The sequence below is a fragment of the Limnohabitans sp. Rim8 genome (assembly GCF_945901735.1).
Lineage (GTDB): Bacteria > Pseudomonadota > Gammaproteobacteria > Burkholderiales > Burkholderiaceae_C > Limnohabitans_A.
In genome coordinates this window covers 41,182-55,528 of record NZ_CAMDLM010000028.1, presented here as the reverse complement: position 1 = coordinate 55,528, position 14,347 = coordinate 41,182, and the positions used below count along the sequence as shown (strand labels likewise).

The window sequence follows — 14,347 nt, the reverse complement described above, 5'->3', positions numbered from 1 at the left end:
AATACTTTTTATGTAGCTATTACTAGCTTCAAAATTCATTTGCATTAAGCGGAACTTGTCGCAGATTTCCGTCTTTGATCTGAGTTAGGGTAAGTTCGTTCCCCAGCAGCTGAGAACCTTGAATAGAGAAGTGAAGAACGGTATCGAGCGTTGCATAGCTCGTGGTGGGACCGAATCTAATGGAGTCCCCATACCAAGTCTGTCCAGAGGCGATTTTTGCTGTATAGCTGCCAACGGGGACGCCAAGCTCTACCGTTTGACCTGCCCTAATGAAGATGCTCATTACCTCTGCACCGTCGGAAGTGCGGATGAGCTTCATTAGCGTATTCGCTCCTGGCGAATTGGTTACTTTTAATGGAGGTGCATTGACGGGACTGAAGCCTCGAAACAGTCCACTTCTAGGAAGGGGTAGCTCAGATTTCCTCAGTTCCTCTTGCTGCTGCGCAGCGATTGCAGCAGCTCTTTCTCTTTCAATTCCCTGTTGTTCAAGGCGTATGCGTTCCTTCTCTTGAGTCTCTAGTTCTTGTCGATAGAGCTCACCAGAAATTAGCCCTGCAAAGGAGACCAGAAGAAGGAGCTGATAGGCGAATCGTTTGTTGAAAATCTCATTTTTGTTCTTGAGTTCAACAAGCTTTGTGTCCTCTGAGAGTGAGTCAATAAACTTTGTTAGCGAGTCTCGTAATTCTTTGAGTGGATCTGGAGTTTCATAACCAAGGTTCTTCTTGAAGGAGAAACTTTTCCCGTTTTCTTTTGTCGCTTTTTGAGCCAGTTTCAAGGCTTCAACCGCAATAGCTCTGGCAAGATCAAGCTTGCCGATTTGGGCGAAATACATAGCTTGATAGCCCTGCAGTCGGGCATTTTGTTCGCTAAACCTACCGCCTACAAGGTTCTGAATCAGCGTCTGTATGGTCCACAGAAAGCCTGCAATACTCCACCAGCCAGCAACCATAGTTAAAGCAGATGCCTTAAGTCCTTCTTTGATTTCGCATTTCGAACAAAAAATACCTTGATGTGGCTTCTTATAAGCCCCAAAAATGTACCCGTAGACGGAGTAAAAAACCTTGTATCGGGGTTGCGCCGAGACCGAGCTGCATTTAGAGCAATAAATTGGGTCGAGCGGCCTATATCTGCCTTCGTCATCACTAGTGGAACTTGAGGGGATGGAACTGTCTGCATCATATTGCTGGCGCAGTTTCTCGTTAGAGAGTACGTCGTACGCTGCCTGTAGGGCTTGGAACTCTGAGGTCGTATCTCTGTCAGGGTTCCTGTCAGGATGAAACTCCATTGCCTTGGTACGGTACGCCGCCTTGATTTCTGACTGGGAAGCTTGCTGCGTCACACCGAGAGTGCTGTAAAAACCAAGCGAATCGTTTGTACTCATCAATGTCCTTTTTTTCTCAATCTTAAGGTAATGTGTAAGTGGAACGCTTGAATTTATTACCGGTGATGTGAAAATTAGGGTTTTTGGTTCGACGTGAGACTTTGATGATTTTTTTGATTTCGTTCTCGGTCTTGGCGTGCTAACTACTCAAAATAAGCGGTATTGGTTGTATGACCTGGGTGCGGTTTTTTAACCAGAATTTGACAGCATTTTGTTGAATGGCGGTGGAACCCTTGAAGATTCTCATGGAGATGGCTACATCACAGCTATTTTTAGAGCCTCGTCTAAAGATTTACCAATCGTGGCGGGGCTAGGGCTACTTCCCGTAGTCCTTGGACAGGGAATGCCAATTTATTTTATCAAGCGAGGCTTCCAACGAAAACAGAAGCCTCAAGTCCTTTGAGATTGCCCTGTACGACTCAAAATATGAAACGCATAACCTTACACACTTTTTTGATTGGGGCTTCTGTTCTGATGATAGTTTCGTTGGTTGTTGAAGACATTCGCTGGTCGATGTACGCATACGAACGATGGGGCAACATTCCTTACCCCGACCACATCAAATTGACGGCGTATTTTCTTGCTTTGTTGCCCACTGTTGTATCGATATATCTAAAACAGAAATCCATCCCTGTGCCGTCGATGGCTCGGCGATTGATGTTGAGCGTTGTCCAGCTCTATCTAGTTACAGCATTTCTCGGAGGGGCTTTTTTCCTTCTTTTGTTCGCTGCCTTGGGTTTACACGAATACAGAGTTGAAGGCGATGTGGTCAGTGCGGCATTGGGCTTGTCTGGTGCGCTTGCTAGCTTCTTATTTTGCTACTTTTTGTGGCGTGTCAGGCGTGCATTTTTAGCAAGTTAACCAGCGATCCAACAGGTCTCTAATGCTTCAAATTTCTTGATCGATTTGCAAAGTTTCGCATCTGGCAAATCAATTTGAAACAAGTTCACACTGTACCTCCATCAAAGCATCAGATATCCGTTCAGCCTTGATCCTAGCCTTCCTGACCACTCCAAACACCAGTTCCGGATAGAACCGTTTCCCGCCCCAAGAGGTCACCCCCAACTCATTCAGGTGGTCTCCAATCTGGCGGCAATTCATACCGTCTTGGTGAAGCCTCAGGATGCGGTCTATTAGAGCTTGATGAGCAGGGTCAAGATACACCCACGACAGCGCCTTGGTTTCAATCCGAACTTGAACACAAAGGCATGCGGACGGCTGGACTTTGACCCCGAAAAAGGTCAAAAGGAAATTACTCCACCGTCACGCTCTTCGCCAGATTACGTGGCTTGTCCACGTCCGTCCCCCGCGCACAAGCCGTGTGGTAACTCAGCAGCTGCAGCGGCACCACATGCAAGATGGGTGAAAGCACGCCGTAGTGCTCGGGCATGCGGATCACGTTGACGCCTTCGCTGCTTTCGATCTTCGTGTCGCCGTCGGCCAGCACATAGAGCACGCCGCCGCGCGCCCGCACTTCCTGCATATTGCTCTTGAGCTTTTCCAGCAATTGGTCGTTGGGGGCCACCGTCACCACGGGCATGGCGCTGGTCACCAGGGCCAGCGGGCCGTGTTTCAGCTCGCCCGCAGAATAGGCTTCGGCGTGGATGTAGGTGATCTCTTTGAGCTTGAGCGCGCCTTCCAGCGCGATCGGATAGTGCGTACCCCGGCCCAAGAACAGCGCGTTTTCTTTGCTGGCAAATTCTTGCGCCCAGGCGATGATCTGCGGCTCCAGCGCCAGCACGGCCTGCAGCGCGGCGGGCAGGTGGCGCATGGCCTTGATGTGCCCGGCTTCTTCTTCGTCGCTGAGGCGCCCCTTGGTCTGCGCCAGCGCCAGCGTGAGCAAGAACAAGCCTGCCAGCTGCGTGGTGAAAGCTTTGGTGGAGGCCACGCCGATCTCGACCCCGGCACGCGTCACATAAGCGTGTTTGCACTCGCGCACCATGGCGCTGGTGGTCACGTTGCAAATGGTCAGCGTGTGCGTCATGCCCAGACTTTGCGCGTGGCGCAGCGCGGCAAGGGTATCGGCAGTCTCGCCGCTTTGGGTGATGGTGACGATGAGTGTGTTGGGGTTGGGCACCGATTCGCGGTAGCGGTATTCGCTGGCAATCTCGACCTGGCAAGGCACTTTGGCGATCGCTTCGATCCAGTACTTGGCCACGCAGCCGCTGTAGTAACTGGTGCCGCAGGCCAGGATCAGCACACTGTCGATGGCCTTGAAGGTGCTGTACGCGCCGTCGCCAAACAGCTCGGGCGTGATGCCTTCGACGCCTTCGAGCGTGTCGGCAATGGCGCGGGGCTGCTCGAAGATTTCCTTTTGCATGTAATGGCGGTACGGCCCCAGCTCGGCCGCGCCGCTGTGGGCGTGCACGGTTTTCACGGCGCGGGTCACGGCCTTGTGATCGCGGTCCACCACCCAGTATTTGCCCAACTGAATGTCGACCACGTCGCCCTCTTCCAGGTACACGATCTGGTCGGTCACGCCGGCCAATGCCATCGCGTCGCTGGCCAAAAAGGTTTCGCCTTGGCCCACACCCAGAATCAGCGGCGAGCCCGCACGCGCACCGATCACGCGCTGCGGCTCGTCTTTGTGGAACACGGCAATCGCGTACGCGCCGTGCAGCTGGCGGGTGGCGGTTTTGACGGCTTCAAACAGGTCGCCCTCGTACACGCTGTCGACCAAGTGCGAGATGACCTCGGTGTCGGTCTGGCTCAAAAACACATAGCCCTTGGCTTGCAGGGCGGCGCGCAGCTCTTCGTGGTTTTCGATGATGCCGTTGTGCACCAGCGCCACTTTGCCAGGCTTGGTGTCGGCTGCGCCGGTGCCGTGGCTAAAGTGCGGGTGCGCGTTGTGCACGGCAGGCGCGCCGTGTGTGGCCCAACGGGTGTGGGCAATGCCGGTGCCGCCTGCGATGTGGTCGGCGGTGACCTGGTCCATGAGTTCAGCCACACGCGAGGTGCTGCGGGCACGTTGCAGGCCGCCCGTGCCACCGTTCAAGCTGGCTGCGTGCACGGCCACGCCGCAGGAGTCATAGCCCCGGTATTCGAGCCGTTGCAGGCCTTGCACGAGGATGGGAACGATGTTGCGGGAAGAGACTGCGCCGACGATGCCACACATGTTGAAGCTCCTGAATGGGGTGTTTTCACAAAATTGGTGCGATATTAGGCCTGCAATCCAAAAATTTCAGATCAATATTTAACGCTATTTGGCTTAAAAATTTCTTCCAAATCGAATATTGAAATTAAATTTCAATAAAATTCGATTTATGGAATACAACGAACTCGACGCCATCGACCTGCAACTGCTTGACGCCCTGCAGCGCGATGCCAGCATCAGCAATGTGGCACTGGCCGAGAGGGTGAACGTGTCGCCACCGACCTGCCTTCGCCGCGTCAAACGGCTGACCGGGGGGGGCTGGATTGAGCGCCAGGTGGCCGTGCTGAGCACCGACAAACTGGCCGCCAGCCTAGGCCACGGCTTGAGCGCATTGATCGAAGTCTCTCTGGACCGACAAGGCAGCGAACACCTGGACGCCTTTGAGGCCCGCGCCGTGGCGCACGATGCGGTGCAGCAGTGCTGGCGGGTGTCGCCCGGCCCCGACTTCATGCTGGTTGTGCAGGCCCGCGATATGCCGCACTATTTGGCGATCAGCCAAACACTGTTCACACAAGACGCCAATGTGCGCAATGTGAAGGCGTTTTTTGCCACCAAACGGGCCAAGTTCACGACGGCTTGGCCGGTGTTGCCGTGAGTGTCACAGGCGAACAGCACAGGTGTGAAAGAATCTCCGGGCAAGCTGAGCATGCACATCTTCGGCAAGCCCACCACAAGGAAAACTGGCATGAATGTGATCATCATCACGGGCGCATCTGAAGGCATTGGGGCCGAAATGGCCACCCAGCTGGCCCGCACAAAAGGTGCCTCCGTGGCGCTGGTTCTGGCCGCCCGCCAAGCGGCCAAGCTCGACGCGGTAGCCCATGTGTGCCGCCAACACGGGGCGCAGGTGATGTGCTTGCCCAGCGACGTCAGCGTGCGTGCAGACTGCGAAGCCCTGATCGCACAGACCGTGCAGCAATTCGGCCGGATCGACACGCTGATCAACAACGCTGGTATTTCTGCACACGCCTTGCTCCATGAGGTGGACGCCGCACACCTGGACTGGTACGAAGAGCTGATGCGTGTGAACCTGTGGGGCACCATTTGGTGCACGCATGCCGCGCTGCCGCACCTCAAAGCCGCACGAGGCCGCATCGTGGCGGTTTCGTCGTTGGCGGGCTTGGTGGGCGTACCCGGTCGCACGGCTTACTGCACCAGCAAATTTGCGATGAATGGCTTCATGGAGGCGCTGCGCACCGAATTGATGAGCGATGGGGTGTCGGTGACGATTGCCTACCCCGGCGTGGTGGCCACCGACATCCGCCGCCGTGGCTTCAATGCCCTGGGCCAGCCTGCAGGCTCCAGCGGCCTGAGCGAAGACAAAGCCATGCCCGTCGACGAGTGCGTGCAAAAAATCTTGCAAGGCACCGAGCGACGCCAGCGCGATGTGCTCATGAGCCCCATCGCACATCTCGGTCGCTGGCTCAAGTTACTCGCCCCAAGTCGGGTAGACCGCATGGCCTGGGCTGCCCTGAAAAAATCCGATACAACGCGATGAACAGCGCCGCTGAGCAGGCCCCTAGGCTTTGGGCTGCTTCTCTGGCCGCGCCCAGTTCGGGATGCTGACCTGCTTGCCGCGCGCCACGCTCAGGCTACCTGGCTCGGTGCTCTTGGTGATGGTCGAGCCGCCGCCCACGGTGCCGCCTGCACCGATGGTGACCGGAGCCACCAAGACGCAGTTGCTGCCGATGTGCACATCGGCCTCGATCACGGTGCGGTGCTTGTTGGCCCCGTCGTAATTGGCGGTGATGCTGCCCGCACCGTAGTTAACCCGCTCGCCCACGGAGGCGTCGCCCAAATAGGCCAGGTGGTTGGCCTTGGCACCCTTGGCCATCGTTGAGTTTTTGACCTCGACAAAATTGCCGATGTGCACTTCGGGCCCCAACTGCGCACCGGGGCGCAGGCGGGCAAAGGGGCCAATGAGTGCACCCTCGCCTACCGACACACCGAGTTTTTCGCCGTCGATGTGGGTGAAGGGGTAAATCACCGCGCCTGCGGCAATGGTGCAGTTGGCAATGACGCAGTTGGCACCGATCTTCACGCCTTCACCCAATGAAACTTGGCCTTCAAAAATGCAGTTCACGTCGATCTCGACGTCTTGGGCACAGACCAGCTGGCCACGCACATCAAAACGGGCCGGGTCTTTCAATCGCACGCCTTGCTCCATGAATTGGATCGCTAGGCGATGTTGGTGAGCGCACTCCAGCTCGGCCAGTTGCACCGGGCTGTTGATGCCCGCCACTTGCAGCGCATCGGCGATCTTGTGCCCTACCACGGGCACACCTTCAGCCACAGCCAGTTTGACCACGTCAGTTAGGTAGTACTCACCCTGCACGTTTTGGTTGTCGATGAGGCCCAGCCAGATTTTGAGCAGGCGGGCGGGCACGGCCATGATGCCGCTGTACACCTCGCTGATCTGGCGCTGCACATCGCTGGCGTCTTTGTGCTCGACGATGGCTTGCACCTGGGCGCCCTCGCGCACGATGCGGCCGTAGCCCGTGGGGTCGGCCATGTCGATGGTCAGCAGCGCCAGGTGTTGGCCGCCGCATTGGTCGATCAGCGCTTGCAACGTGTCCGCCTGGGTCAACGGCACATCGCCCGACAAGACCACCACCACCCCATCGTCGGGCAGCAAGGGCACGGCTTGTTGCACGGCATGGCCGGTGCCCAACTGCGGCTCCTGGCGCACGCATTGCACCGCCAGCAGCTGGCCCGGGGCCAGCACCAGAGGCTCCACCTGGTCGGCACCATGGCCCGTGATGACCACAGCCGAACGTGCATTGAGTTGCGCCGCTGTGTTCAGCACATGCTGCACCAGCGGCACCCCGGCCAGGCGTTGCAGAACCTTGGGCAGACGGCTTTTCATGCGGGTGCCTTTGCCGGCAGCCATGATGACGACGTCGATGGGGTGGGGGGTACTCATACTCATGGGCATCTTTCTAAAGCAGACTGCTGATCGACGCAGCATAGAAAGTGCGATTATCGCCAGACTGTGCAACGATCCTGCTGTGCTTGAGCCCCCTCAGAAGAAGGGCTTCACAATGCATGGACAATTGTTCATGTAGATGCCCACTTTCTTCACTTGAACCCAGTCACCAGAAACACCTTACGGAGCCCTGAATGAGATCACCCCTTTGGACTGTGGCCATGCTCGGTATGACTTGTTTTATGGCCGGGTGCGGGGGTGGGGGCAGCGATGCCACTCCAAACCCGCCACCCAACCAAGTGTCCTGCGGTTTTATACCGAAATACGCTGACGGAATCACCAGCGGTAGACCCATCAACTTGACGGCAATCGCCGAGCCGCAACCCATTTCCCAATGCAACATCACCACACTTTCCTCTGTGACTGTGGATTTATGCCTGAAAGACGTGGTACTGAACGAGTTGACTGCAAAACTGATTCAACCTGACAACACCGAAATCAGCGTCGCCCTGACCCCAGTAAATACATCGCCTTCCTGTTTGACCAGCGGAACTCTGAGGACTTTCTCCGTCCCTGCAGCCTCAATCAACCAGACCAATGGGTCGTGGAAGTTTTCAATCACTGACACCGACAACACACAAAACAACATTGGGTACTTTGTAGGTTGGTCAATTCAGCTTACTGGCAACAGATGATCCGCACGCTCATTTGCTTATTTGGCTTGCTCCTGCTGCAAGGCTGCAGCGCCATCAAGCTGGGCTACCAACAGCTGCCTACGCTGTCGTATTGGTGGCTGGACAGCGCCATCTCGTTCAACAGCGAACAGTCGGTGCGCGCAAAAGAGGCGCTGGAACAACTGCACCAATGGCACCGCCGAGAAGAGTTGACCAGTTACGCCGACTTTTTGCAGCGATCGGCCTTGTGGAGTCAGGGCACCTTGGAGAGCACCCAGGTGTGCAGCGCCTTTACCGAAGTGCAAACCCGGCTCGACCGTCTGATGCGCGAGGCCGTACACCAAGCCGCACCAGTGGCCATGATGCTGGGGCCACGCCAACTTAGCCACCTGGCACGCCAGTGGGACAGCAAAAACGAAGAATGGGAAAAAGACTGGCTGCGTGGCGATGAACAAGCGCGCATCGAGCGCCGTGTGGAACGCGTGACGGGTCGCTACAGCGATTTTTATGGCAGCCTCAGTGCCGAACAAACCAGCTTGATCAAATCCCAATTGGCGCAGTCACAGTGGACTGCCGAGTGGGGCCGTCGAGACCGCCAGCGTCGCCAAAGGGACCTGCTGGCCACTTTACAAAGAGTGACACAAAACCAAATGACAGCGGCCCAAACTGAAGCCGAGTTGTGGGGCGTTTGGCAGCGCTGGCTTAAGCCGCCAGATGCCGCGGGTGCTGCCTTGATGCAAGCCATGTCTCTGCAGGCCTGCAACAACCTCACCCAACTGCACAACACCACCAGCTCCGAGCAGCGCCAGCGCGCCACACGCCGCATGCGCGCCTACGAACGTGATTTGCGGGACTTGATCAAGCCTTGAAGCACCGCCTCGGGGCCCTCTTTGCTGTCAGCTTTGCAGCGCCTTCCACATCTCCATGTCGCGCTCGGCGGTCCAGATGCGGGGGTTCTTGATGCCGCTGGCTTCGTCGTAGGCACGTGTCACGTCAAACGGCAGGCAGTGCTCGTAGATGAACACATGGCCAAAGACCGGGTCCATGCTTTGGCGGGTGTGGGCCATGGCGGCTTTCAGGTCCATCTTGCCGGCCACGGCTTCCTTGCCTGCTTTGTAGAGGGTCTCGACCCAGCGCTTCGTGTAGTCCAGCGCCTTGTTCACGTTGGCGTTGCCCTTCATGGCTTCGCCGCGGCCAGGCACGATGAACTCGGCCTTCAGGGCGCGCAGCGCTTCAAGGGTGGCAGGCCACTCTTCGAGCTGGGCGTCGCCCGTGTACACACCGGCTTCGTACTCGACCAGGTCGCCCGAGAACAATACTTTTTCTTCTTCCACCCAGGCAATCGTGTCCCCACGCGTGTGGCCTGGGCCCGGATGCCAGATTTGCACCACCACGCCGCCCAGGTTGATGCTCAGCTTGCCGGGCACTTCGCCTTTGTTGGGGTTGCCGCCGCCGACCACCATGGTGGGCCAGGTCAGGCCGGGCACGCTGTCCGCGCCGCGGAACAGGCGCGGAAAACGCTCCATCTCGCTTTTCATGTCTTGCGCGCCGCGCTCCTTGATCAAGTCCAAAGTGCCTTCGCTGGCGATGATCTCGGTCGCACCTTCGGCGGCGTAGGCGTAGGCACCCAGCACGCGCACCGCGTGGTAGTGGGTCAGCAGCACGTACTTGATGGGCAAGTCGCTGACGGTGCGGATCTTCTTGATCAGGTCTTGCGCCATGGCCGGGGTGGCGGTGGCGTCGCTGACCATGATGAAGCGGTCCCCGATGATCACGCCCGAGTTGGGGTCACCCTCGGCGGTGTAGGCCCAGCAGTGTGGGCTGAGTTGCTCGAAAGTGATCTTCTTTTCGGTCAGGTCGGCCTGGCTGGCAAAAGCCTTGGTTGGGGTTTTGGTGGGTGCTTTGGACATGGAAATTTCTCCGGTCAATGAATAAAGCGATTTTACCTAAACGAAATGCATTACGGATTGTTGAATTTCAGAGCCCGCGCTGAGTTTGCTTTCAAGAACCCAGCAAGGCCCGAATGGGTGCGGGCAAACCCAAATTTGGCCAGACCTGGGCATCCACCCACTGTCCATCACAAACCGGGGGTAACTGTTCAGACCCCAGCATGTGAACCGGGTGCAGGTGCAGATCGAGGTGCGTGAGCACATGCTTCCAGGACGCGATGTATCGCGGCTCCCCGCCCTGTGTCCAAGCAGCCAGCAAATGGGCTTCCGATTCAAACACCGGCAAACTGAACAAGCCGGCCCAAATGCCTGTGTCTGGCCGCTTTTGCAACCACACCTGGCCTCGCGCATTGACCGCCCAGAGCAGCCACAACGTGGCGCTGCTGCGCTTGAGTTTGCGGGTTTTGACGGGATAGGCCAGCGGCTCACCCCGCGCTTTGGCCTGACACCCTGCGCTCACAGGACAAGCCTCACACTGGGTCTTGCGCGGCAAACACACGGTGGCCCCCAAATCCATCAGGGCTTGGGTGTAAGGTGGCATGTCAACCGCCTGCTTGGGCAATAGGTCCTGTGCCAAGGCCCACAAAGCCTTTTCGTTTTTGGCCAGCGCCAGATCCTCACCATAGCCCAGCACACGGGTCAACACGCGCTTAACATTACCGTCCAAGATGGCGGCCCGCTCCTGAAAGCAAAAGGCCGCGATGGCCGCTGCGGTGGATCGGCCAATGCCGGGCAAGGTTTGCAGGTCTTCGGCGCGGCGCGGAAAAGCCCCGCCAAAACGCCCCATCACCTCCTGGGCGCATTTGTGCAGGTTGCGTGCGCGGCTGTAATAACCCAGGCCGCTCCACAGCGCCAGCACATCGTCTTGCGGCGCAGCCGCGAGGCAAGCCACATCGGGAAAGCGCGTCAAGAACCGGGGAAAGTAGTCCAGCACCGTGCTCACCTGGGTTTGCTGCAGCATGATCTCGGACAGCCACACGCGGTAAGGGTCCTGGGTGTTTTGCCAGGGCAGGCTTTGGCGGCCGTGCCGGCGCTGCCAATCGACCATGCGGCGGGCAAACCCTTCGGGCAAAGTCATCACGGTTTCTGGCATGTGGGGCAGTAAAAAGTGGTGCGCTGGCCTTGCAGCATGGACTTGATGCTTGTGGTGCATACCCGGCAAGGCTCGCCCGCACGACCGTACACCGCGGCTTCCAGCTGAAAGTAACCGGTGCGACCTTCGGCGCTCACAAAATCCTTGAGCGAGCTGCCCCCCTGCTCCACCGCGCGGTTCAGCACCTGAATGATGGCCGCATGCAGCCGGGCCACCCGGGGTTGGGTCAGACGCGAAGCTTTGGTCGTGGGACGAATGCCCGCCATGAACAAGGCCTCTGAGGCGTAAATATTGCCCACGCCCACCACCTCACCCCCCGCCAGCAAAATCTGTTTGATGGCCGACTGGCGTTTTTTAAGGGCCCTGGCAAAGGCCGTCACATCGAACTGGCCGCCCAAGGGCTCCACACCCAGCCGCCCCAGCAACTTTTGCGCTTGGGCAGAGTCTTCGGACGGCGCCCAAACCACCGCCCCGAAGCGACGAGGGTCGTGCAGGCGCAACACGCCCCGGTCGGTCACCAAATCCATGTGGTCGTGCGGGCCAGCTTCAGGCTGTTCAGGGGCGAAGTTCAGGCTGCCCGACATGCCCAAATGCACCAGCAGCAGACCTTGGTCCAGGTCCAGCAGCAGGTATTTGCCGCGCCTGCGCACGCCCCAGATTTGCCGCCCCACCAGGCTGGCTGCAGGCACGCCCAGCGGCCAGCGCAGGGGCTTTCCCAGGTACAGCGACAAAATGTGGGCCGAGGCGATGCGGTCGGCAAAACTGCGTCGGGTCACTTCAACTTCGGGGAGTTCGGGCATGGGCTCTGGCGCAAAAAGGGGCTTGGGCCGCGCGGTTCGCGCGAGGGGGTGGCTGGATTATGATGAAGCCATGAAATTCTGGTTTCGACTTGCCCTCATCTCCTCTTGCGTCTGGAGCGCTTGGGCGCAACCGGCCACGCCAGCCCAAGCCACCCAACCCCCCACTGCCGACAAAGCCCCTGTGCCTCAATCCGCACTGGATGCAGCTTTGTTTTACCAATTGCTGTTGGGCGAATTGAACGTGCGAAGCGGCTCGCCGGGCAGTGGGTTTTCCTTCATCCTGGATGCTGCACGCAAAACCCGCGATCCGGCACTGTTCCAACGCGCCGTTGACCTGGCCTTGCAATCACGCTCTGGCGAATCGGCTTTGCAAGCGGCCCAGGCTTGGAAGAGCGCCATCCCCGGGGCTACAGAAGCCAACCGTTACCTGTTGCAAATTTTGCTGGCCCTGAACCGGGTGGACGAAGCAGGGCAAACCCTGAGCGTCTCGATCCGGGAGCTGCCTGCTGCCGAACAAAATGCAGCCATTGCGTCCGTGCCCCGCGTGTTTGCCCGGGTGCAAGACAAAAAAGCCGCCGCCGACACGGTCGAAAAAGCTCTGGCTGCGGCCTTGAAACAAAGCAGCACCGCCGCTGCTGCCTGGACCACCGTGGGGCGCATGCGGCGCGAAGCTGGGCAATTGGCGCTGGCGGTTGAAGCCACGCGCCAGGGACGCACGGCCGATGCATCGGCCCCTGGGCCCCTGATCCTGGCACTGAGCTTGGCCAGTGCAGCACCGGCCGAGATGAAGCCCTTGTTGGCCCAAGCCATGCAAGGCCCGGTGCAGCCTGAATTGAGAATGGGCTATGCAAGGCACCTCATCTCCCAATCCCAGCAGGCCGAAGCCTTGCGCCAGCTCGCCCGCCTGAACGCAGAGCACCCCGCCTTCGCCGATGGCTGGCTGGTGCATGGTTTGCTGCTGCAGGAAACTGGCCAGCTGGCCCGGGCTGAAGAAAAACTGCGCAAGCACGTGGAACTGGCCCAAGCCAGTCAGGACAAAGAAACGCCAAACGGTTTGTCCGAGGCCTTGATGGCGTTGGCCCAAATGGCGCAGCGCCAAGGTCAACTGCCTCAAGCCGCGCAATGGCTGGCCCAGGTGCCGCCGGGCGCCGACCCCATCAAGCTGGCCAGTCGCCGCGCCGACTTGCTCACACAGCAAGGGCGCAAGGAAGAAGCACGGCAGGTGCTTGCACAAATCAAAACCACCAATGCCGAGCAGGCCACGCGCAAAATTCTGGTGCAGTCGATGTGGTTGCGGGACAACAAGCAATTGGACGAGGCACACACCATGGTCAAGCAAGCCCTGATTGCACAGCCGCAAAACACCGACTTGATGTCGGAGATGGCCTTGGTCAACGAAAAGCTCAAACGCTTTGACGAAATGGAAAGCTTGCTGCGCGACCTCATCAAACTCAAACCCGAAGATCCCCAGGCCTTCAACGCCCTGGGTTACTCCCTGGCCGATCGCAACATCCGTCTCGTTGAAGCCCGCCAACTGATCACGCAGGCCCTGCAGCTGGCCCCCGAAGATGCCTACATTCAGGACAGCCTGGGCTGGGTCGCGTTTCGCCAAGGCCAATATGCCGAGGCACTCAAAATATTGCAGGCAGCCTACAAAACCCGCCCTGACGCAGAAATTGCAGCCCATCTGGGTGAAGTGCTGTGGGTCATGGGGCAGCGTCAGGAAGCCGGGGCGATCTGGCGCGAAGGTTTGCTGCTCAAAGCCGACAACGACACCTTGGTCGAAACCTTGAAGCGCTTCGAATTCAAGCCATGAAATCCTGCGCACTCGCCAAAGAGTCCCACTGCGACGGTCGGCGACGGGTTTTGGCTCTGGCCATGTCCTGCACCTTGCTGGCCGCGGGCTGCGCCTCCCCCCGAATGATCCCGGTGGACGACAAGGCCTACTGGTCCGGGCGCATGGCCATCCAGGTGCTCAAGGACCCCCCGGAATCGCTGAGTGCAGGTTTTGAACTGCAAGGCTCGGCCCTGGTCGGTGAGATGGTCTTGCTCAGCCCCATCGGCACCACTCTGGCCCGCTTGGAGTGGACGCCCCAAGGCGCACGCCTGGCGCAAGGCCAGCAACAAGTGGACAGCCCGAGTCTGCAAAGGCTGGGGGCTCGCCTGACGGGCACGGAACTGCCCATAGCGGCCTTGTTCGAGTGGTTGGCGGGCCGCCCCGCCGAGGCGCCCGGCTGGCAAGTCGACTTGTCGGCTCACGCCCAAGGCCGCATCCGCGCAGAGCGGCGCGAACCCAGCCCCGGTGCGGTGCTGCGGATCGCGCTGGACCGCTGAGCTGGCCTTTTTTTCGGGTACCGCAAGCCTGGCGAT

At 58.7% G+C, this 14,347-nt stretch carries 13 protein-coding genes; 7 read left to right on the top strand and 6 right to left on the bottom strand.

The features are described from left to right. Nucleotides 1–28: 28 nt before the first annotated feature. Nucleotides 29–1,381, bottom strand: a complete 1,353-nt coding sequence (locus Q0O99_RS13580; RefSeq protein ID WP_293752417.1) for a J domain-containing protein — start codon at nucleotides 1,379–1,381, stop codon at nucleotides 29–31. 426 nt (nucleotides 1,382–1,807) lie between these two features. Between Q0O99_RS13580 and Q0O99_RS13575 the strand changes: the two genes are divergently transcribed. Then, nucleotides 1,808–2,242 carry a hypothetical protein gene (locus Q0O99_RS13575; protein WP_293752415.1) on the top strand — a complete coding sequence of 145 codons (435 nt, stop codon included), beginning with the start codon at nucleotides 1,808–1,810 and terminating at the stop codon, nucleotides 2,240–2,242. Nucleotides 2,243–2,633: 391 nt separating this feature from the next. Here Q0O99_RS13575 and glmS read toward each other — a convergent pair whose 3' ends face one another. Beyond that, on the bottom strand, nucleotides 2,634–4,496 hold the full coding sequence (glmS, locus tag Q0O99_RS13570; RefSeq protein ID WP_293752413.1) for a glutamine--fructose-6-phosphate transaminase (isomerizing): 1,863 nt from the start codon (nucleotides 4,494–4,496) through the stop codon (nucleotides 2,634–2,636). 148 nt (nucleotides 4,497–4,644) lie between these two features. On the opposite strand from glmS, the gene Q0O99_RS13565 reads away from it, so the two are divergent. Both Q0O99_RS13565 and Q0O99_RS13560 read left to right on the top strand, forming a co-directional pair. Continuing rightward, a complete protein-coding gene (locus tag Q0O99_RS13565) occupies nucleotides 4,645–5,130 on the top strand; it encodes an Lrp/AsnC family transcriptional regulator (RefSeq protein ID WP_293752411.1) in 486 nt (161 codons plus the stop codon). A gap of 90 nt (nucleotides 5,131–5,220) precedes the next feature. Further along, nucleotides 5,221–6,033, top strand: a complete 813-nt coding sequence (locus Q0O99_RS13560) for an SDR family oxidoreductase (protein ID WP_293752409.1) — start codon at nucleotides 5,221–5,223, stop codon at nucleotides 6,031–6,033. Between the two features lie 21 nt (nucleotides 6,034–6,054). On the opposite strand, the gene glmU is transcribed toward Q0O99_RS13560, so the two are convergent. Then, entirely contained in the window at nucleotides 6,055–7,458 is a 1,404-nt protein-coding gene (gene glmU / locus Q0O99_RS13555; RefSeq protein ID WP_293752425.1) for a bifunctional UDP-N-acetylglucosamine diphosphorylase/glucosamine-1-phosphate N-acetyltransferase GlmU, read from the bottom strand. 224 nt (nucleotides 7,459–7,682) lie between these two features. Here glmU and Q0O99_RS13550 point away from each other — a divergent pair, with 224 nt between their 5' ends. Beyond that, nucleotides 7,683–8,156: a proprotein convertase P-domain-containing protein gene (locus Q0O99_RS13550; RefSeq protein ID WP_293752407.1), complete on the top strand. Its 474-nt coding sequence runs from the start codon at nucleotides 7,683–7,685 to the stop codon at nucleotides 8,154–8,156. After that, nucleotides 8,153–9,004, top strand: a complete 852-nt coding sequence (locus Q0O99_RS13545; RefSeq protein ID WP_293752405.1) for a DUF6279 family lipoprotein — start codon at nucleotides 8,153–8,155, stop codon at nucleotides 9,002–9,004. Before Q0O99_RS13550 ends, Q0O99_RS13545 begins: the two co-directional genes overlap by 4 nt. Nucleotides 9,005–9,031: 27 nt before the next feature. On the opposite strand, the gene Q0O99_RS13540 is transcribed toward Q0O99_RS13545, so the two are convergent. The 3 genes from Q0O99_RS13540 to mutM all read right to left on the bottom strand — a co-directional run bounded on the left by Q0O99_RS13540 (nucleotide 9,032) and on the right by mutM (nucleotide 11,977). Beyond that, the gene (locus Q0O99_RS13540) at nucleotides 9,032–10,045 is read right to left on the bottom strand and encodes an MBL fold metallo-hydrolase (protein WP_293752403.1); all 1,014 of its coding nucleotides are present in this window, start codon (nucleotides 10,043–10,045) and stop codon (nucleotides 9,032–9,034) included. Between the two features lie 91 nt (nucleotides 10,046–10,136). Beyond that, entirely contained in the window at nucleotides 10,137–11,177 is a 1,041-nt protein-coding gene (mutY, locus tag Q0O99_RS13535) for an A/G-specific adenine glycosylase (RefSeq protein WP_293752401.1), read from the bottom strand. Next, nucleotides 11,162–11,977 carry a bifunctional DNA-formamidopyrimidine glycosylase/DNA-(apurinic or apyrimidinic site) lyase gene (gene mutM, locus Q0O99_RS13530; protein ID WP_293752399.1) on the bottom strand — a complete coding sequence of 272 codons (816 nt, stop codon included), beginning with the start codon at nucleotides 11,975–11,977 and terminating at the stop codon, nucleotides 11,162–11,164. The genes mutY and mutM overlap by 16 nt, the downstream gene beginning before the upstream one ends. Before the next feature lie 70 nt (nucleotides 11,978–12,047). On the opposite strand from mutM, the gene Q0O99_RS13525 reads away from it, so the two are divergent. After that, entirely contained in the window at nucleotides 12,048–13,793 is a 1,746-nt protein-coding gene (locus Q0O99_RS13525) for a tetratricopeptide repeat protein (RefSeq protein WP_293752397.1), read from the top strand. Continuing rightward, complete coding sequence (locus Q0O99_RS13520; protein ID WP_293752395.1) at nucleotides 13,790–14,311, top strand: outer membrane lipoprotein LolB; 522 nt, start codon at nucleotides 13,790–13,792, stop codon at nucleotides 14,309–14,311. The genes Q0O99_RS13525 and Q0O99_RS13520 overlap by 4 nt, the downstream gene beginning before the upstream one ends. Nucleotides 14,312–14,347: the final 36 nt, after the last annotated feature.

Bases quoted from the DNA above. Each gene is read 5' to 3' on its own strand.
- glmS (WP_293752413.1), bottom strand. From the start codon at position 4,496: ATGTGTGGCATCGTCGGCGCAGTCTCTTCCCGCAACATCGTTCCCATC.
- Q0O99_RS13520 (WP_293752395.1), top strand. From the start codon at position 13,790: ATGAAATCCTGCGCACTCGCCAAAGAGTCCCACTGCGACGGTCGGCGA.
- Q0O99_RS13560 (WP_293752409.1), top strand. From the start codon at position 5,221: ATGAATGTGATCATCATCACGGGCGCATCTGAAGGCATTGGGGCCGAA.
- Q0O99_RS13545 (WP_293752405.1), top strand. From the start codon at position 8,153: ATGATCCGCACGCTCATTTGCTTATTTGGCTTGCTCCTGCTGCAAGGC.
- Q0O99_RS13565 (WP_293752411.1), top strand. From the start codon at position 4,645: ATGGAATACAACGAACTCGACGCCATCGACCTGCAACTGCTTGACGCC.
- mutM (WP_293752399.1), bottom strand. From the start codon at position 11,977: ATGCCCGAACTCCCCGAAGTTGAAGTGACCCGACGCAGTTTTGCCGAC.
- Q0O99_RS13550 (WP_293752407.1), top strand. From the start codon at position 7,683: ATGCTCGGTATGACTTGTTTTATGGCCGGGTGCGGGGGTGGGGGCAGC.
- Q0O99_RS13580 (WP_293752417.1), bottom strand. From the start codon at position 1,381: ATGAGTACAAACGATTCGCTTGGTTTTTACAGCACTCTCGGTGTGACG.
- Q0O99_RS13540 (WP_293752403.1), bottom strand. From the start codon at position 10,045: ATGTCCAAAGCACCCACCAAAACCCCAACCAAGGCTTTTGCCAGCCAG.
- glmU (WP_293752425.1), bottom strand. From the start codon at position 7,458: ATGAGTACCCCCCACCCCATCGACGTCGTCATCATGGCTGCCGGCAAA.
- mutY (WP_293752401.1), bottom strand. From the start codon at position 11,177: ATGCCAGAAACCGTGATGACTTTGCCCGAAGGGTTTGCCCGCCGCATG.
- Q0O99_RS13575 (WP_293752415.1), top strand. From the start codon at position 1,808: ATGAAACGCATAACCTTACACACTTTTTTGATTGGGGCTTCTGTTCTG.
- Q0O99_RS13525 (WP_293752397.1), top strand. From the start codon at position 12,048: ATGAAATTCTGGTTTCGACTTGCCCTCATCTCCTCTTGCGTCTGGAGC.